General features: G+C 39.2%; 12 protein-coding genes. 9 read left to right on the top strand and 3 right to left on the bottom strand.

Annotated elements, in window-relative coordinates:
* Positions 1–58: 58 nt before the first annotated feature.
* Entirely contained in the window at positions 59–412 is a 354-nt protein-coding gene (locus tag WJR50_RS27520) for a JAB domain-containing protein (RefSeq protein WP_341296533.1), read from the bottom strand.
* Between the two features lie 498 nt (positions 413–910).
* Between WJR50_RS27520 and WJR50_RS27515 the strand changes: the two genes are divergently transcribed.
* Complete coding sequence (locus WJR50_RS27515; RefSeq protein ID WP_341296532.1) at positions 911–1,480, top strand: GNAT family N-acetyltransferase; 570 nt, start codon at positions 911–913, stop codon at positions 1,478–1,480.
* Positions 1,481–1,507: 27 nt separating this feature from the next.
* Positions 1,508–3,727, top strand: coding sequence for an ATP-binding response regulator (locus tag WJR50_RS27510; RefSeq protein ID WP_341296531.1), 2,220 nt, complete (start codon positions 1,508–1,510; stop codon positions 3,725–3,727).
* A gap of 1,297 nt (positions 3,728–5,024) precedes the next feature.
* Here the strand turns inward: WJR50_RS27510 and WJR50_RS27505 are convergent.
* The gene (locus WJR50_RS27505) at positions 5,025–6,125 is read right to left on the bottom strand and encodes a hypothetical protein (protein WP_341296530.1); all 1,101 of its coding nucleotides are present in this window, start codon (positions 6,123–6,125) and stop codon (positions 5,025–5,027) included.
* A gap of 27 nt (positions 6,126–6,152) precedes the next feature.
* On the bottom strand, positions 6,153–6,821 hold the full coding sequence (locus WJR50_RS27500; protein ID WP_341296529.1) for a recombinase family protein: 669 nt from the start codon (positions 6,819–6,821) through the stop codon (positions 6,153–6,155).
* A 178-nt stretch (positions 6,822–6,999) separates the two neighbouring features.
* Between WJR50_RS27500 and WJR50_RS27495 the strand changes: the two genes are divergently transcribed.
* From WJR50_RS27495 to WJR50_RS27465, 7 genes are all read left to right on the top strand, one after another.
* Positions 7,000–7,383 carry an Xre family toxin-antitoxin system antitoxin gene (locus tag WJR50_RS27495; protein WP_341296528.1) on the top strand — a complete coding sequence of 128 codons (384 nt, stop codon included), beginning with the start codon at positions 7,000–7,002 and terminating at the stop codon, positions 7,381–7,383.
* Positions 7,384–7,432: 49 nt separating this feature from the next.
* Entirely contained in the window at positions 7,433–7,879 is a 447-nt protein-coding gene (locus WJR50_RS27490) for an RES family NAD+ phosphorylase (protein ID WP_341296527.1), read from the top strand.
* 223 nt (positions 7,880–8,102) lie between these two features.
* The gene (locus WJR50_RS27485) at positions 8,103–8,717 is read left to right on the top strand and encodes an RNA polymerase sigma-70 factor (RefSeq protein ID WP_341296526.1); all 615 of its coding nucleotides are present in this window, start codon (positions 8,103–8,105) and stop codon (positions 8,715–8,717) included.
* A 119-nt stretch (positions 8,718–8,836) separates the two neighbouring features.
* Complete coding sequence (locus tag WJR50_RS27480; RefSeq protein ID WP_341296525.1) at positions 8,837–9,835, top strand: FecR family protein; 999 nt, start codon at positions 8,837–8,839, stop codon at positions 9,833–9,835.
* Positions 9,836–9,994: 159 nt separating this feature from the next.
* Entirely contained in the window at positions 9,995–13,405 is a 3,411-nt protein-coding gene (locus tag WJR50_RS27475) for a SusC/RagA family TonB-linked outer membrane protein (protein WP_341296524.1), read from the top strand.
* Positions 13,406–13,415: 10 nt separating this feature from the next.
* Positions 13,416–14,945 (top strand): RagB/SusD family nutrient uptake outer membrane protein, encoded by a 1,530-nt coding sequence (locus tag WJR50_RS27470; protein WP_341296523.1) that lies wholly within the window; start codon positions 13,416–13,418, stop codon positions 14,943–14,945.
* A gap of 107 nt (positions 14,946–15,052) precedes the next feature.
* Positions 15,053–17,455, top strand: a complete 2,403-nt coding sequence (locus WJR50_RS27465) for a glycoside hydrolase family 95 protein (protein WP_341296522.1) — start codon at positions 15,053–15,055, stop codon at positions 17,453–17,455.
* The last annotated feature ends 92 nt before the right edge of the window (positions 17,456–17,547 follow it).

The following is a 17,547-nucleotide window of genomic DNA, read 5'->3' as shown; positions in this document are numbered from 1 at the left end:
CAAAGGTGGCTAGTAGGCAACCAATCCACTATTGTTTGGTATCACTTTACATAAGCGACTACTCTACATAATGAGCAACCAAAACGGCCGAGCTGTTAGCCTTTAGTGCAGGGGCGAATATCACTTTAGGGTCAGCCAAGCAACCAGCCACACCACCCAGAGAGATATTGATGACACCTAGCACGCAATTGGCACGGTTGAGGAGCATTGCTTTAAATTCTTCAACATAGCCAATGCGTGACTTTTTCCATCGGGCACGGAAAATCTCATGGGCATCCTGTGAGCTAGTGACCTTAGGACGGTCTGTATCAGATATCTTGGAGGAGTAAGAGACTCGGATTTCGGCGATGCTTGATGGGAAGATAATCTGACGTTGCTTGTTTGGCTGATTGTTTTGTGTTAATGATTTCATGATAAAATGATTAGAGGTGATGGTCACCGGGTGAAACATTCAAGGCTGTTATGTCTTTGCGGTTGGCATGGGGACATAGCCTTGTTTTGGCCACCTCTAGCGGTTTTTCCGAAGTGTGTAGGCTAGTGAGTATGCGCTGCAAGACAAGGAAACGGAATAAATTAGCTGAGGCATTAGTATGAGGCTTTATGCCGTAGTCTTGTGGAGACCTGTTCGGTAAACACCGCTAATTTTGCTCAACACAAGCTTATGTGCTGTGCGTAGGCTATCCATCCAGGTGTGGTTGGTTTCTGGCATATACTGAAATGAAATGTAAGAGGGTAGGTATACGATTAACCTTAGCACATATACTGAAGCCATTAGAAAAGGTCCTTATTGAATATTTGTACTATTCTAATGTACATCTTTGTAATAATACGAAAGTAGAGGTCATAGTTGAATTAATAATCTTCTCTGGCTTTATTGCATGCTTTTCACAAAAAACCTATTTGATTTTACATGAAGTTAGCGTATAACACTCACAAATCACGTATAGTGGAAATACTTAGCAAAGCTTTTGCGGATAATAAAAGTACCAATTATGTAATCAAAAACGATAACAAACGGCTAGACAGGATTAAAGGGTTGGTTGATTATTCCTATAATATTTGTAGCGCTTTCGGTGAAACCTGGATATCAGATGACCACAATGCCTGCGCTCTGATCTTATTGCCCGAAAAGAAAAAAACTACTTTCAAATCAGTACTATGGGATGCAAAGCTGGCCACTGGCTGTATTGGGCTAAATAGGGTAGGGAAGGTGTTAAAAAGAGAAGCTCTGGTACATCAAAACCATCCTAAAGAACCATACTACTATCTTTGGTATATAGGAGTAGATCCAAATCAGCAAAATCAGGGAATTGGAAGTGCATTTATGCAGGAAGTTTTAGACAGGTGTGATCAGAAAGCACGACCTATATATCTGGAGACTTCAACTTTGAGGAATCTGCCCTGGTACAAAAAATATGACTTTGAGATATTCAATGAGCTGGATTTCACCTTTCCACTCTACCAGCTGAGAAGAAATTAAAAACTGAGCTTACTTAACCAATAATCTATGTATGTGCCTGGCACCGAAATGCACATGATTACTTTCTCAATTATTCTGTTTGAGTTAGTAATCTTATTCTTTCAGCTAATCTATTTTTTAGAAAGGCCAAGTGACAAAAGCCGTCTGTGGTATCTGATCCTATTGTATTTATTGATACAGTACAATGTGATGGGTGGGTTATTTCCGGCAAATAATATTCCCATACCCATTATTGCGCAAAATATTATGGCCTATGCCTCTGCTATAATCATGTCCATGTATTTTGCTTTTTACTTTTATAAAGCTTTCAACCTGGAGCATTTAAGATGGTTTGCTATATACGGAACGTTCAACTTTGTGTGTCTGCCATTTATTGGCACTTTTATAGTGCCATATTTGCTTACTGATAATTTGACACTAAGCAGAAAGCTATTTGTAGTGGTTCCTTTCATTTACTGCCTGGTATTCATTTTTAATATCACCAAAGCGGTAAGAAAAAAGTACAAGAACTCGCCTCAGGGAGAGTATGGCAGTCTGTTTAAGGAAAGGATTGTATCGGTCTACCTTGCATTAGCCTTCTGGATTTCCCTTCCCATCATTACCTATTTTAATGGTAGCCAGGTCCTAGAGGTATGCATGACCAATGCTGGTTTTTTGGTGATGACAATTACCTACATCCGTTCTTCTGTGTATAATGCTAAATTTGAACACCGTAGGCTTAAAATATCCGAACAGAAACTACAAAAGCTGAACAAAGAACTACAGAAGAAGGTAGAAGACAGAACAAAAAAACTTGCGGATATCAATGAGAAAAAAACCAATACGCTGATCAATCTAACGCATGAAACGAAAACGCCCCTTACCCTGATCAATAATTATTTGGATGAGTACATTAATAAATACGGCATCAACGAAGAGCTGGCTGTAGTCAAGTTCAACACGGATAAGCTGACTAAAGATATTACCAACCTCTTTGACCTGGAGCGTTTTGAAAAAGGTATTGAGATATATGATTACTCTACAAGTGTTGACTTCAGTGTTAGCTTGAAGAACAGTCTAGTGTTATTCAAATCACTGGCACAACATAAAAACATCCGAATACATGAAAATATAGAGGATAATATTTTGATTCAGGCATCTCCAGAGGCAATAGATAGAGTAGTTAATAATCTGATTGACAATGCCATAAAATATACTGAAAAGGAAGGGGAGATTAGAGTAAAACTATATGAGAAGAATGGTGATATTATTTTTTCCGTTGCTGATAATGGAATAGGAATACCTTCCGATATGAAGGCCAGAATATTTGAACCATATTTCCAGATCAATAAGCAGAAAAAAAATGTACAGGGCCTGGGAATGGGGCTTTCAATTGTCAAAAAGATAATAGACGGTCTAGAGGGTTCTACCGCTGTACAAAGTAAAACAGCTAATGAAAGTGATACTCCAGGATCAACGGTTACTATTATTTTGCCTGGAACTCAAGCTAATGTAGCGGAAGCAACCAAAAGTATAAATGATAGTGGAAATATACGGTTGCAGATGAGTAGCCCAATTCCCGAGGACAGTATTTATGACAGTAAATTACTTTCCATACTTGTTGTTGAGGATAATCTATCTATGCTTAATTACCTATCTGTCAAGCTCAAAGAGCATTATAATGTATACCTTGCAAAAAGTGGTACAGAAGCTTTGCGAAAGTTGGATAACCTCAAGGATTTGGACCTAATAGTATCCGACGTTATGATGGACTCTATAGATGGTTTTAAATTTTATCAGATTGTATCAGAAAGAAAAGAATTTGGCCATGTACCCTTCATTTTTCTGACTGCAAGAACCAGTAAAAAGGATAAGCTGAAAGGATTGTCATTAGGAGCAGTGGATTATCTGGAGAAACCATTCTCAATAAATGAACTGAGTTATAAAATTGATTCTGTCCTTAATAATGTGATAAAACAAAAAAATGCTGTAGTCTCCCAGGTTTTTAAAGCTATTCAAAATAAGGGAGTTATTGGTCACAGCAGTTTAGAAAAAAATAGTTTTGAAGAAAATTGCCAAAAGTTTAATCTCACTTCGCGAGAGGTGGAAATAGTAAAGCTAATTGCCCAGGGGCTTACTTACCATACCATTGCGGAGCAGCTACATATATCGAGTGGAACTGTTTCAAAGCATGTCCAAAATATTTTCAACAAAGTAGAAGTAAACAGTAAGATAGATTTGATGAACCGTATCAAGGTAGCTGTCTAATAACCTCCACTTCACACTAATATTGAGTGCTAGCTGGCAAAAATACATAAATACAAGTACTACAATACTAGTTATTGATGATTGTACTTTTTAATCAATACATACAAATTACCAACTCTGGATAAAATGCCAATTTTTATGAGGGTAATAATGGTGTATAAAAATCAATTTATAGGGAGTGTTAGCTTTGAAAACTGGGATGAATTTGAAATCTATATGCTGCGATGGTTAACAAAACCGGTTCAGGTATATATCAGATTTGACATTCTAAGCATACAAATCAGATGGTACGAAGATGTAACGGCATTGATTCAATGTGTTCAACAAACTCAACACAGTAAGAATTTGGAATGCTGGAAGGTAAACGTGTCCCGTTTTGACCAAGCGGAGGATATAGCTATTCCCCAAGTAGCTTGATATCTAGTCCCACAGTAACAAATGTTATTGATAGGGTTATTGCTTTATGACGTTTGTTTTTTTGATATGTAGAGTGTACATTAGCAATGCCGCGTGAAACGGATCAAGCTCTGCTGAGGAGCAACTTGCTAGGGATAGCGTCGGCCAGATATGCAGATTCGGCAGTTTATTCCGGTTGTATGGTTCATATACACACACCGTTAGGCCGCAACACTCTCTTTTTATATAAAAAATTTCACTCTCTAAATTGCCAGTTAGTTATTACATACTTTTAAGGTTACATAATAAAGATTATGTTAAGTGAACAAACTGCTATTCTGTATATGCCTCTAAAACCTCTTTTGGTGTTACGTAATTGACCACCTATTATATTATATAAAGGTATTTAAAAGAATATATAAAAGGGTGGTTGATTAGGTAACGGTTATATGGCTTTTATCTACATCTCTGATGGTTTTGGTTATTTATTGGTGGTTAGTTAGGTAACGGTATGGTAAGGAGTGGCCAATTAGGTAACGGGGTGTGGCCTGTTAGGTAACTGTAGGTGGTTAATTGGGTAACGGAACGTGGTCAGTTAAGTAACAGGTGAAGTAATTGTATGTGGGACTTGTAAATATATACAACGGTGGCCAGTTAGGTAACGGTCTATATCCAAAAAGCTGTATTTAGGTCATTTAATAGAGAGCAAAAAATCTGTTGAAAGCTATATATCTTTATATGAGCAGAGAAATGAAATAAGGGTGGTCGGTTAGGTAACGGTCTACATTTAAAAAGCTGGATCTAGGACATTTAAGGGGGAGCAAAATATCTGTTGAAATCTGTATACCTTTATATAAACAAAGAAAAGAAATAAGGGTGGTCAGTTAGGTAACAAGTAAATTTAAGCTAATACTTCTAATTGATCTAAAGACCTAAATACTGACCATACTTGATTATCATAAGCATCAATTGTCTTTCCATAATGTTGGAGAAATGCGTTGCAGATAGCAGAACGTTTGACATCAGAATCCTTATCGGGCTTTGCCAACCATTGGTAAAAAACGACTCTATCCTCAATATCTTGTGCCTGTGCTTGAGTATGGAACTTACAAAATTCTTGGTAAAGCAAGCGTACCAGGATACGCATAAAGAATAGATTATGTTGTTGTCGGTCTAGCATCTTATCACTGTCTTGATACTCAAACCATATCACTAATTTGTAATTGAAACGACCATTCTTCTCCCAATCCCACTGTAACCCAAGTTCAGGTGCCTTTTTCTGAATTGTCCCTAGCTTTTGATTCACCTTCTTCTTCCTTTGCTTGGCTTCTTTGTCACCTATGCCAGCCTGTTTGCAAATCAAATCAAACCCAGGTGTACCCAATTCTTTTTTGAGTTTCAAGGTTTCTCTTAGATTACAAAGGTAAAGGTACAAGGGCTGAAGACGGTTCTCTCTTAATACAGTAAAGGATTTTAGATTAAGCGTTAAAAAGTATCTTGATAGGTTACTCAAGAATTCACCGCTAGCTTTAAATTTATAGTAGCGTTTCTGTGGATTTTTCTCATCAAAGTAGACATTTACAGAGGTAAGGATTAACATAGTCTTAATTCCATAGAAATTCTCACCAGATGCTGCTCTTCCTCCAAAGCTAAGTGATAAGGGTTGATGAGCCATTTTATAGAGGGCATTATCCAACAAATCATCCCATATGTATTCGTTAGGGTCTTCTTTGATTTGCTTTATCTCCCCTGCACTAAGATTTTCAAGCTGAGCGGGGCTACTAACTTTTTTATAAAGACTTCTGTGATCTTTATAGCCCATATGTTTAGCAAATTTCACCGGATCTAGCGTTCCGTATCCCCACAAATCTTCCTGATAGCTAAAAGCCAGGTATACTACCAGATTTCGTATTAGAGTGGCATCTTCCTTATATTTATTGAAGTCATAAGTATTATGGGCAAGATTTTTATCAAAACGAGTGGTTAGTTCCTGTTTGCTCATAGTAGAAATTTTTCCAATATAAATTTATTATTTATACGATGCATCATATCGCTCAATAAGCCGCTTAACCTGCACGTGTGTAAATGAGCAGTTGCGGCGTGTAGTAAAGCCATGCTCATTCAGTTGACGAGCAATTTCTGTATAATTCAACCTTTGTTTATATAAAGAAATTGCAAAAGCACCTGCTCTTCTATTATTAGGGTGAAAATATGCATTTTTCACTCTTATCTTCTCTCCTAACATTCTTGCTTTTTCATTAAGATTATCAGGAGTTCCTAACTGTTTGCCCCGCGCTATCAAAGCTTGTAAGGCAGCATGAGTACGCTCACTAATCATCTGCCTCTCATGATCGGCAAGCACAGCCATAATACCCACTGTTAAATTATTGGCATCCGGCATGTCAGCGGCCACAAAAGGAACATGGGTATCACGTAGTGTAAAAATGAAGCGTGCATTTCGGCTCAACCTGTCCAACTTAGCAATCAATAGCTTGCCTTCTATCTGTTGTACATGCTGAATAGCCTTCTCTAGTTCGGGACGATTGTTCCTTTTACCCGATTCTACCTCTACATATTCTTGCACAATTTGATCATTGTCTTTCAAGAATCGGTATACAGCTTTCTTTTGCCCTTCCAATCCAAGCCCTGATCTCCCCTGTGCTTTGGTTGAAACTCTATAGTATGCGATAAATTTCATGTCGACAGCAAGCTAAAACCATTTTGAACATTTTACAAACGCTCGTTTGTAAAATGTTCGGAAGTGTGGTTTTCGGTTTGTGAATGGAAAACTTATCCTGAAATGAAAAATATAAGCAAATTTTCGCTAAGGCATGGAATTTTTTCGTATATAGAGAAAACCCCAACAAATTTATATTATGCAGGCAGCAACTGATTTCTCTTTAATACAAAAAGCACAAGAAGGTGTAAGTATAGAGGTCTTTGATCAATTATTACAAGACTCAGGTTTAAGTAAGAATGAGCTAAGTCAAATTCTTGGAATAGATCCAAGAACTATTGATAACTATCGTAAATCCACCAAACCTTTTGATACACTTAAAGGAGAGTTACTCTTAAAGCTAAAGGAACTATTTACTCTGGGTGAAGAAGTATTCGGAAGTTCAGAGGATTTTAAAGCCTGGCTTCATCTTCCTGCTGGTGAATTTAATAATACTCTTCCTTTATTTTTGCTAGCCACATCTACTGGGGTAGATCTGGTAGCAGAACAATTAGAAAGAATTGCGCAAGGGTACGTAGTGTAGAGCTGATCATGCTGATTAATATTTTTTAATGGAAGCATTTCGAATAACCTTGAATAAATATTCTGATAAGCTATTTGCTTCTGGCTTATCAGGAAGATGGAATAAACAAGGAGAAAAAGTAATCTATGCTGCCTCATCCCGCTCATTAGCCTGTCTAGAAAACCTGGTCCACAGAAGAGGTCAATTGAAAAATATTCATTTTAAGACGATTGTAATTCATATACCTGATGAGCTAGCTATACAAAGAGTAGAACTAAAAGATTTGCCAGAGAGGTGGGAACAAGATAGTGCTCCGGATCTATGTCGCGATATTGGGTCAACCTGGTACCAAAGCAATAACACCCCTATCCTATCAGTTCCATCAGCTGTAATCCCTTTTGAGCGCAACCTTGTACTTAACACATCGCACCCAGATTTTAAAAAAGTAAAAATAATTAAAAGAGAGCCTTTTTATTTTGACCCACGACTGTACAGAGACTTTAATTATGTTAAATGAGATTCAAATTGATCAGATACTTTTGGGTAAAGCAAAATTTATATTAACAATTGTAAGTATCCTCGTTGACAATCAAATGCACTTAACTTAATTATCTAAAAATTTAATAGATTATGCATTATTTTTTAATTAAAGCCCATATTTATGAAGTATATATATTCCGGATAAGTTTTATGCGTTACATTTAGCATTTTCATAATACCAACAACCTAATTCACTGAGCATGAATCTATTTTTACACCGGGGCAGAAAACCGGAGGATTTCACTTTGGTAAAATCTTTACGTTCGGGTTCCGGACAGGCTTACCGATTATTATTTGACAAATACCATCAAAAAATTCTTAGGGTCAGCTTGTCTATGGGATTGGTTAAAGAAGATGCGGAAGAAATAGTACAGGATGTGTTTATGCTGGTCTGGGAGCAAAGACAAAAGCTGGATGAAAACCTCTCTTTTAATGCTTTTCTACTCACACTCACCAAGCGTTTTGTCATCAAAAAAATTCGCCGTAGCATCATTTCTAGTTCTCATCAGGGCAATCTGATCCGCCTAAAACCAGCTTACAATATAGAAACCGAAAATACAATCATTTTTAACGACCTTGAAGCCTACACACAGTGTTGTATTCAGGCACTACCCTCCACACGTAAAGAAATCTTTCGACTTAGGAAAGATGAAGGCTTGAACAATGATGAAATAGCCCTGAAACTGGGATTATCCAAAAGAACAGTAGAAAATCACATATACAGGGCATTCAAATACATTAAACAGCAATTGGAAAAAGAGTCCGATATTCCATCAGCAGTTATCAGTATAGCCATTGTTTTTATGATTTATTAAAAATCAGTCTTAAAAAAGAGCTGTTTTCTCTTTTTACCTGCTCTTCTTCAATTTTTTTCTATTGCGAGTGAGTAAATGCCAGTGCTCGAGCTAATATATTATAAACAGAGCACTCTCGCATGGCAGAACTTCGCACTTTACTCATCAAGTATTTTCAAGGAAAATGCAATCCTGAAGAAATTGTTCTTTTAAAGAAGTGGATTCATTCCGAAGAGGGTGAGCATATGCTGGAAGAGTTTATTGAAGCCCAATGGGGACTGCCTGATGATCATACTACTGAGGAAAGTAATCTGTTATTTGAAAAAATTCAGCAAAACCTCAGCAAAGAAACACCTGTTTGGAACAAACGATTTATTCCTTACTCGCATATTGGGAAATATGCTGCGTCTTTAATTTTCATCATCCTTTCAACGCTGTTTCTTTTTCATTATCTCAACCGGGAGGAACCTCAGCCTCGCGAGGTCTCAATGCTCACAAAAGAAACTCAAAAAGGTCAAAAACGAACATTGAACCTGACTGACGGCACACGCATTGTATTGAATGCTGAAAGCAAGCTTATTTTTCCTGAACGTTTTTCCGATACACTCAGAGTGGTTTACATCAGTGGAGAAGCTTTTTTTGAGGTAGCAGAAGATAAAAACCGCCCTTTTATTGTCCAAACTTCTAGTATACACATTCAGGTTGTAGGCACATCTTTCAATCTTAATGCTTATGAGGAGGATAGTCTCACTCAGGTGGCATTGGTACAGGGCAAAGTAAATGTTCAATCCACTCAACAGTACTATGGAAAGCTTGCTATGGAATTAACCCCTGGTGAAATGGCATCTTATCACAAATCCGGACGAAACTTCACCAAAGACACTTTTGATATAATGGCCATGAGTGGCTGGAAAGATGGCATTCTTTATTTTAAGGACGCTGATTATGATAAAATTATCCGGACGCTGGAACGCTGGTATGGAGTAGAATTTACCTACAATGGCAATGGTAAGCCAATCTGGAGATATAATGGAGAATTTGAAGATAAAAGTTTGGAATATGTACTGGAAAGCATAAGCTATGCCTGTAAATTTTCTTACACGCTCAAAGATACACAAGTGTTCATTAACAACCCCTAAAACTAAAATAATATGGAAAACAATTCTACCTAGAATGAAGAGCCGGTAAAGGTCCCTCAATACCGGCTCCAAACGAATGCTGAAGCAGAAATTGGTCCCTTCAGGCTTCAGCAGGCAAGTTTTATCAAACGCTATGTTTAACAAAACTCAACTCAAATTATGAAAAGGAAAGCTATACTCCTAATTAAGATGTTGTCAAAATTTACTTTTTACGGCTTGGTCATCCTTTGTATTCTAAACGGAGTGCTACTGGCCAATGATACCAAAGCTCAACCTGAGTCTCGTATCAGTGCCAATGAGATCATGGTGGATTTGCAACTACATGAAGTAAGGCTGGAAACAGCTTTTCAACTCATAGAACAACAAACCGGTTTGCGGTTCTTCTATGATAGAAATCGCATTGATCTGGATGCTTTAGTATCCTCAGAAAAGAAAATACAGTCGCTTGCCGAATTGCTAATTGACATCTCCAGACAGACACAGCTTAAATTTAAAAGAGTCAACCAGGATATCAATGTGGGTAAAATGGACAGACGTGCAGAGGAAAAAGAACGCTTTGTGGTGGTGGCCATTACGGTGAGTGGACAGGTGAAAGATCCCAATGGTGAGGCGTTACCTGGTGTTAACGTATTGATCAAAGGTTCCAGCACCGGTACAGTTACAGACATTGATGGAATGTACACACTCAGCGTGCCTAACGAAGATGATGTGCTGGTTTTTTCTTCTATAGGCTATGCAACACAGGAAGTGCCCGTCAACGGAAGGTCGGTCATTGATATCAGTATGCAGGAAGATATACAGAGCTTAAGTGAAATTGTAGTGGTGGGTTATGGTGAACAAAAGAAAGTAAACCTTACTGGTTCAGTAGCCACAGTGGAAGGCGAAAAGCTTACCCGCAGACCTGTCACCAATACGACTTCTATGCTGCAAGGTCAGGTTCCGGGATTGAGGATTGTACAAAATTCCGGAGAACCCGGAAACGAAGGACTGAATGTAAGAATAAGAGGCCAGGGAACATTCAGCGGTGCCGGATCTAACCCTCTGGTATTGATAGATGGTGTGGAGGGAAACCTGGCTGATCTTGATCCCAATAATATTGAAAATGTATCGGTGCTCAAAGATGCTGCTTCCGCTTCCATTTACGGTTCAAGAGCAGCAAATGGAGTTATTTTGGTGACTACCAAAAAAGGTAAAGAAGGTCGTTTTAATGTGGAATATAATGGTAATTATGCTGTACATACACCGACCAAATTATTTGATTTGATTACTAATTCTGCGGAGTATATGGAGCTTTGGAATGAAGCCAAACTCAATAATGGCATCAGTGATGGGTTGTATACTCAAGAAGAGATTGATTTATACAGTAATGCTACTGACAGAACACTTTATCCCAATGCCGACTGGCTGGACATTGTATTTAATCCAGCACCTACCCAAACCCATCATCTCAGCTTTAATGGAGGTAAGGAAGGGACCACCTATAATCTGGCTCTGGGCATAGTGGACCAGCAAGGGGTGATGAAAGGCTTTAATTACAAACGCTATAATGCTCGTCTAAATATAACCTCTCGTATCAACGACAATGTAAAATTCGGGGCTAATCTAGCATTGAAAAAAGGAGATAGAAATGGCCCAAGGCAGGGTTCTACTGACCTATTTCTGGCCACTATGTCACAGGCTCCTACTTATCTACCTCAGTTACCTGATGGACGTTATACCTATAAAGCTTATGATTTTGAGTATAATAATAAAAACCCAGTAGCCATTGTTGAGAACGATGTATTAAGAAAAACAGTAGATTACACCATCAATGCCCAGGGGTGGGCGGATATCAATTTTACCGAATCACTCAACTGGTATACCAAAGCGGCTATTGTAGGAAGTTTTGACAAATGGAAAGACTGGAGGCCCTCCGTTCCCCTTTACAATTATAGAACAGGAGAGTTTGCTACTGATCTGGATGTAGGAGGCAGAGGATTGATCACTCAGGATGAACAAAACATCTATACCAATATTTTCTCCTATCTACAATATCAGAAACAATTCGGACCCCATGCGCTGAATGCCCAGGTGGGTTATAGCCAGGAGTTCAACGAGTTTCAGTATCTCTATGGTTTCAGAAGAGACTTTACCGGGAATCTGTTGAGAGAACTGAATGCAGGCAGCCCTGCTGTACAAAATGCCAATGGTACGACTACCGAATGGGCGATCCGGTCTTTCTTCAGTCGTTTGGGTTATAATTTTGACGAACGTTATCTCTTGGAGTTTAATATGAGATACGATGGCAGCTCCCGCTTATATCAAGATACCCGCTGGGGTGCATTTCCTTCTGTCTCAGCCGGATGGCGTGTGAGTGAAGAAGATTTTGTACAGAATGCCGGATTAAACTGGCTGGACGATCTCAAAATCAGAGCTTCATACGGAGAATTAGGTAATCAGAATATAGGGTTAACAAGAAATGGTTTCGATTATCCTTATCCATATCAGAGTCTGCTATCGCTTACCGGGAATTATCCTTTTGACAATGCTAACTTATCTTCAGGAGCCGCTCAGGTAGCGCTTGCTAACCAGGATATCCAGTGGGAAACCACTCAGATCACGGATATTGGCCTCGATCTGACCGTCTTCAAAGGGCTATCGCTGACCTTTGACTGGTACAAGAAACGTACTACTGATATTTTGAGAAGCTCTCAGGTGACAGGAGTAGTAGGGCTAACGCCTCCGACAGTCAATAATGGTACGATGGAAAATACCGGTATTGAACTAAACCTCAATTACCGGAATAGTGTACAGGATGGAACATTCAGCGGACTTAGGTATGATGTTAACTTCTTTATTGACAGATTCAAAAATGAGCTTACCCAATTTGGAGAAAGAGAGATCAGTGGCAATGTAATTAAAGAAGAGGGCAGACCCTGGGATACTTTTTATATGCTAGAATGGGTCGGTATTTTCCAGAATGAGGCGGAAGTTGATGCTGCGCCACCTCAATATAACGACAATACTGAGCCCGGAGATTTGATATTTAAAGATCAGAATGGAGATGGTGTGGTAAACGATGATGATCGCATTCCCATAGACGGACAGTACCCTAATTTTGAATATGCAATGAACTTCAACTCTTCCTGGAAAGGATTTGACCTCTCCTTCTTCTTCCAGGGTGTGGAGGGTAGACAAATTTATGTTAACAATTGGGGAACGATTCCTTTTGTGCAGGGCTCCCCTCCAACTACGGAGTGGAGAGATCGCTGGACAGAAGAAAACCCTTCTACCACCATGCCCAAAATTTACTGGGGTTTCAATGCTCCTGCCAAAATCAGCAGGACTTCCAGCTACTTTCTCCAGGATGCTTCTTATTTGAGGCTGAAGAATCTTACGATTGGATATTCTCTACCATCTGAAATTATAGAAAGAATCAGCTTGCAGAAACTTAGAGTTTATGTATCCGGTGATAATTTACTCACCGTCACAAACTATCCAGGACTTGATCCAGAAAGAGGAGGAAGTGGTTCGTTCGTGAATTATCCACAAAACAAGATCTTTTCTGTCGGGCTAAATGTACAATTCTAAAACTCAAGTCATGAAAAATTATATTATATATATATTACTTGCATGCTCTGCTTTGACTTTCAGTGCATGTCAGGAAGACTTTCTGGATAAAAATCCACAAGATCAAATTTCTTCTGCCAATTTCTGGCAAAGTAAAGCAGATTTTGACATGGCCCTTACCTCTAGCTATGGAAGCCTACAGGGTGGTGGCGGTATTTACTCCTACGGTATGCCTAACTGGGATGCCCTAACAGATAATGGTTATGGACAGCATAATTACTGGGGAAGTCAGGCAATTGTGCAGGGAGATATTTCTCCCTCTACAGGCGGATACATCACGGATGTATACAACAGTAGCTACAGTGGCATTGCCCGAGTCAATATTTTCTTATCACAACTTTCTTCTTATGAAGGTTCTGATATTGACGCAAATACCAAAGCTCAATACGAGGCGGAGGCCAAATTCATCAGAGCATACTATTATTTTCAGCTTTACTTTAGTTATGGCGAAGTCCCAATTGTGACAGAGCCTCTTACGCTTGAAAACCAGATCCAGCCTAAATCTGCAGAAACAGAAGTCTTAGCTCAAATTATCACAGACTTGGATTTCGCCATTACCAATCTTCCGGATGAAACTTTTGCTCAAAATACCGGGCATGCCGTAGCGTCATCTGCACAAGCCTTAAAGGCAAGAGTTTTAATGTATGCTGCTTATGATGAAAATGGAAATCCCGATCTGGAATTACTTGCCCAAGCCAGAGATTTGGCCCTGGAAGTCATGAATGCAGGTTATGAACTGAACCCGGTTTTTGAAAATGTATTCAGAGATGGTACTCAGGAAGGAAATGAAGAAATCATTTTTTCCATCAAATTCCTGGCTCCTGACAATGCCACTCCAATGGATCAGTGGTATGGCGACTGGCTTGTAGTAAGCCCGTTGCAAAACCTGGTGGATGCTTATGAATATGAAGATGGACTGCCCTATGGCGAATCTCCACTTACCAATCCTGATGATCCAATAGCAAATCGTGATCCCAGATTGGAAAAAACTATTTTTGTGGATGAAGTCAATATCGATGGCAATATTCATAACCCTTCAAATAACCTGCCTACAGGCTATGGTGTTAAGAAGTTTTTAAGTCCGGGACTGATGCCTTATGGCTACTCTACCCAAAGCCAGCAGGATTGGGTAATGCTCAGGTATGCGGATGTTTTACTGATGTATGCTGAAGCACAAAACGAATTAAACGGTCCTGATGAGTCTGTATATGATGCCATCAACACTGTCAGAAGCAGAGTAGACATGCCTGATCTCCCACAAGGATTAAGTCAGGAAGAAATGAGAGAAAGGATCAGGCATGAGCGTAGAGTGGAACTGGCATTTGAGGGGCTACGATTTTATGATTTGAAACGTTGGAGAATTGCTGATGAGGTGCTGAATAACGTAGAAGATGGAGTTCTTTCCTATACCTTTGAAGAAAGGTTTTACCAATGGCCACTTCCCCAAACAGAAATTGATAAAAGCCAGGGGGAATTAGAGCAGAATCCTGCCTATCAGTAAACAAAATATCATCTGAGGCTTCGCTACCCATCTCTTTTGGGCGGTGAAGCCTTCCAAATTTCTCAAATCTGTTATCATTTCTTTAAACTCCTATCTTCTTTTCTCTAATGTACATTTCCAGATCATTTTCTTATACCTATATCATTCTTATCTATAGCTTGCTGTCCTGTCAACCCACTACTGAAAATCAAATCCCCGACTCTTCAGATGCTCCTTCACCTCTTAGATTATGGTATGATGAACCTGCTGAGGACTGGATGCTTGAGGCATTACCGATTGGTAATGGTTATATGGGTGCTATGTTTTTTGGTAATCCTGCCGAAGAACATATACAGTTTACTGAGGAATCACTTTGGGCAGGAGGACCTGGTGCCCATAAGGATTATCATTTTGGTATCCGTGAAGGAGCAGCACAGTACCTTCCTGAAGTGAGAGCTTTGTTGAAGGATGGAAAAATGGAGGAGGCCCATCAGTTGGCCAATCAGAAAATGACCGGTGAAATTCATAAAAAAGAAGGTTCTGAGCAAGCTTTTGGTGATTTTGGCTCACAGCAAACTATGGGTGATCTTTTCATCACAGTTGATAATGAAGGTGAAGTAAAAAACTACTTTCGTGAACTTGATTTAAATGAAGGAGTGGGAAAAGTAAGTTACCAATCTGGTGACGTACAGCATAAGCGTGTATTCTTTGGTAATTATCCTAAAAGGATCATGGTTTATCATTTTTCTAATACTCATGCTGAGGGGAGAACGTATCGCATTCGCTATGAAACTCCTCACCAAAAAATTAACGACAAATTCGTTGAGCATACCTATTCATTTGAGGGGGAAGTCAAAGACAACGGGATGCGCTTTGCTACCAGTTATCATGTTGTAACTCCTGAAGGCGAAGTTAAATTTAGCGATGGAGAAATTATTGTCAATAAGGCTAAATCCATGACAATTATCCATACAGCAGCCACTGATTACCTTCCTGAATTTCCCAATTATAAGGGCAATAACTATCAGGTTCAGAATTCTAATGTTCTTGAAATGGTTGAAGGTTTAAGTTTTGAGGCATTAGCAAGAGAACATTTGTCTGATTATCAACCCCTGTTCCATTCGGTAAAGCTAAAGCTGGGTGACATATCTTATGATAGCCTTCCTACAGATGAAAGACAAATCGCTTATGCTGAAGGGAATGATGATACCGGATTAGAGGCTCTTTATTTCCAGTACGGAAGATATCTCATGATTTCAGGGTCTCGTCCAGGAACCATGCCCCTCAACCTTCAGGGTAAGTGGAATAACAGCACTAATCCTCCCTGGGCCAATGATTACCACTTTGATATCAATGAGCAAATGCTGTACTGGCCAGCGGAAGTCACCAATTTATCTGAATGTCATGAACCCCTGCTAAATTATATTGAGACACTGGTAGAGCCTGGTCAACTGGCTGCTAAAGAACATTTTGGGACCAGAGGTTGGATTGTTAACACTATGAATAATCCTTTTGGGTTTACTGCACCTGGCTGGGATTTTCCCTGGGGTTTTTATCCGGGTGGTGCAGCTTGGCTCTGTCAGCATTTGTGGGAGCACTATGCATTTACACAAGATACCACTTATCTACAAGAGCAGGCCTTTCCCATTATGAAAGAAGCAGCACTATTCTGGATAGATTATCTGACAGAAGATGAAGATGGATACCTGGTTTCAAGTCCTTCCTACTCTCCTGAGCATGGAGGCATTTCCACCGGGGCTTCTATGGACCATCAAATGGCCTGGGATCTTCTAAATAATTGTGTACTTGCCTGTGAAGTTTTAAATATTGAAAGTGATTTTAAAAATCAAGTTAAAACTGTACGTGATCAAATTCTATCTCCGCAAATTGGACATTGGGGGCAATTGCAGGAATGGAAGGAGGATGTAGATGATCCCGAGAATCATCATAGGCACGTTTCTCATCTTTTTGCCCTCCATCCGGGAAAACAAATTACAGTAACTAAAACCCCTGATTTGGCTGAAGCAGCAAAAGTAAGCCTCAATGCCCGTGGCGATGAAGGTACAGGTTGGTCACTGGCCTGGAAAGTATCTTTCTGGGCTAGACTCAAAGATGGTGACAGAGCTTACAAACTCTTAAAGAAAGTGCTTACCCCGGTTACTGACAAAGGTTACAATATGAGCGATGGTGGTGGTTCTTACAGCAATCTGTTATGTGCGCATCCTCCTTTTCAACTTGATGGAAATATGGGTAGCACCGCAGGTATAGCCGAAATGTTGATCCAATCTCATACCAATGAGATTGAGCTTTTGCCAGCTTTACCTTTTGCATGGAAAGATGGCAGTGTTAAAGGACTTAAAGCTAGAGGAAATTTCGAAATACAAATGGAATGGAAAAACCAACAGTTAGTAAATGGAAAGCTCATATCTAATAATGGTAGTAAGTGCATTCTCAAATACGAGGGTCAAGAAGTAGAGATTGACACTGAAAAGAATAAAACATATCTACTTGAAGAAATTTTTAATTTGTGAATCTTAGGTCAAGCAAAAATGCCTTGTAAATGTTATATGCAAGTAACTCTCTCTAGAGAGTGGTCTTTTACAGTTTAACATAAGAATAATTA

Source organism: Catalinimonas locisalis (assembly GCF_038039535.1).
Classification (GTDB): Bacteria; Bacteroidota; Bacteroidia; order Cytophagales; family Cyclobacteriaceae; genus Catalinimonas.
The sequence above is the reverse complement of the archived record's forward strand: the minus strand, read 5'-3'. Positions and strand labels throughout refer to the sequence as shown.

Bases quoted from the DNA above. Each gene is read 5' to 3' on its own strand.
- WJR50_RS27520 (WP_341296533.1), bottom strand. From the start codon at position 412: ATGAAATCATTAACACAAAACAATCAGCCAAACAAGCAACGTCAGATT.
- WJR50_RS27515 (WP_341296532.1), top strand. From the start codon at position 911: ATGAAGTTAGCGTATAACACTCACAAATCACGTATAGTGGAAATACTT.
- WJR50_RS27510 (WP_341296531.1), top strand. From the start codon at position 1,508: ATGTATGTGCCTGGCACCGAAATGCACATGATTACTTTCTCAATTATT.
- WJR50_RS27505 (WP_341296530.1), bottom strand. From the start codon at position 6,125: ATGAGCAAACAGGAACTAACCACTCGTTTTGATAAAAATCTTGCCCAT.
- WJR50_RS27500 (WP_341296529.1), bottom strand. From the start codon at position 6,821: ATGAAATTTATCGCATACTATAGAGTTTCAACCAAAGCACAGGGGAGA.
- WJR50_RS27495 (WP_341296528.1), top strand. From the start codon at position 7,000: ATGCAGGCAGCAACTGATTTCTCTTTAATACAAAAAGCACAAGAAGGT.
- WJR50_RS27485 (WP_341296526.1), top strand. From the start codon at position 8,103: ATGAATCTATTTTTACACCGGGGCAGAAAACCGGAGGATTTCACTTTG.
- WJR50_RS27480 (WP_341296525.1), top strand. From the start codon at position 8,837: ATGGCAGAACTTCGCACTTTACTCATCAAGTATTTTCAAGGAAAATGC.
- WJR50_RS27475 (WP_341296524.1), top strand. From the start codon at position 9,995: ATGAAAAGGAAAGCTATACTCCTAATTAAGATGTTGTCAAAATTTACT.
- WJR50_RS27470 (WP_341296523.1), top strand. From the start codon at position 13,416: ATGAAAAATTATATTATATATATATTACTTGCATGCTCTGCTTTGACT.
- WJR50_RS27465 (WP_341296522.1), top strand. From the start codon at position 15,053: ATGTACATTTCCAGATCATTTTCTTATACCTATATCATTCTTATCTAT.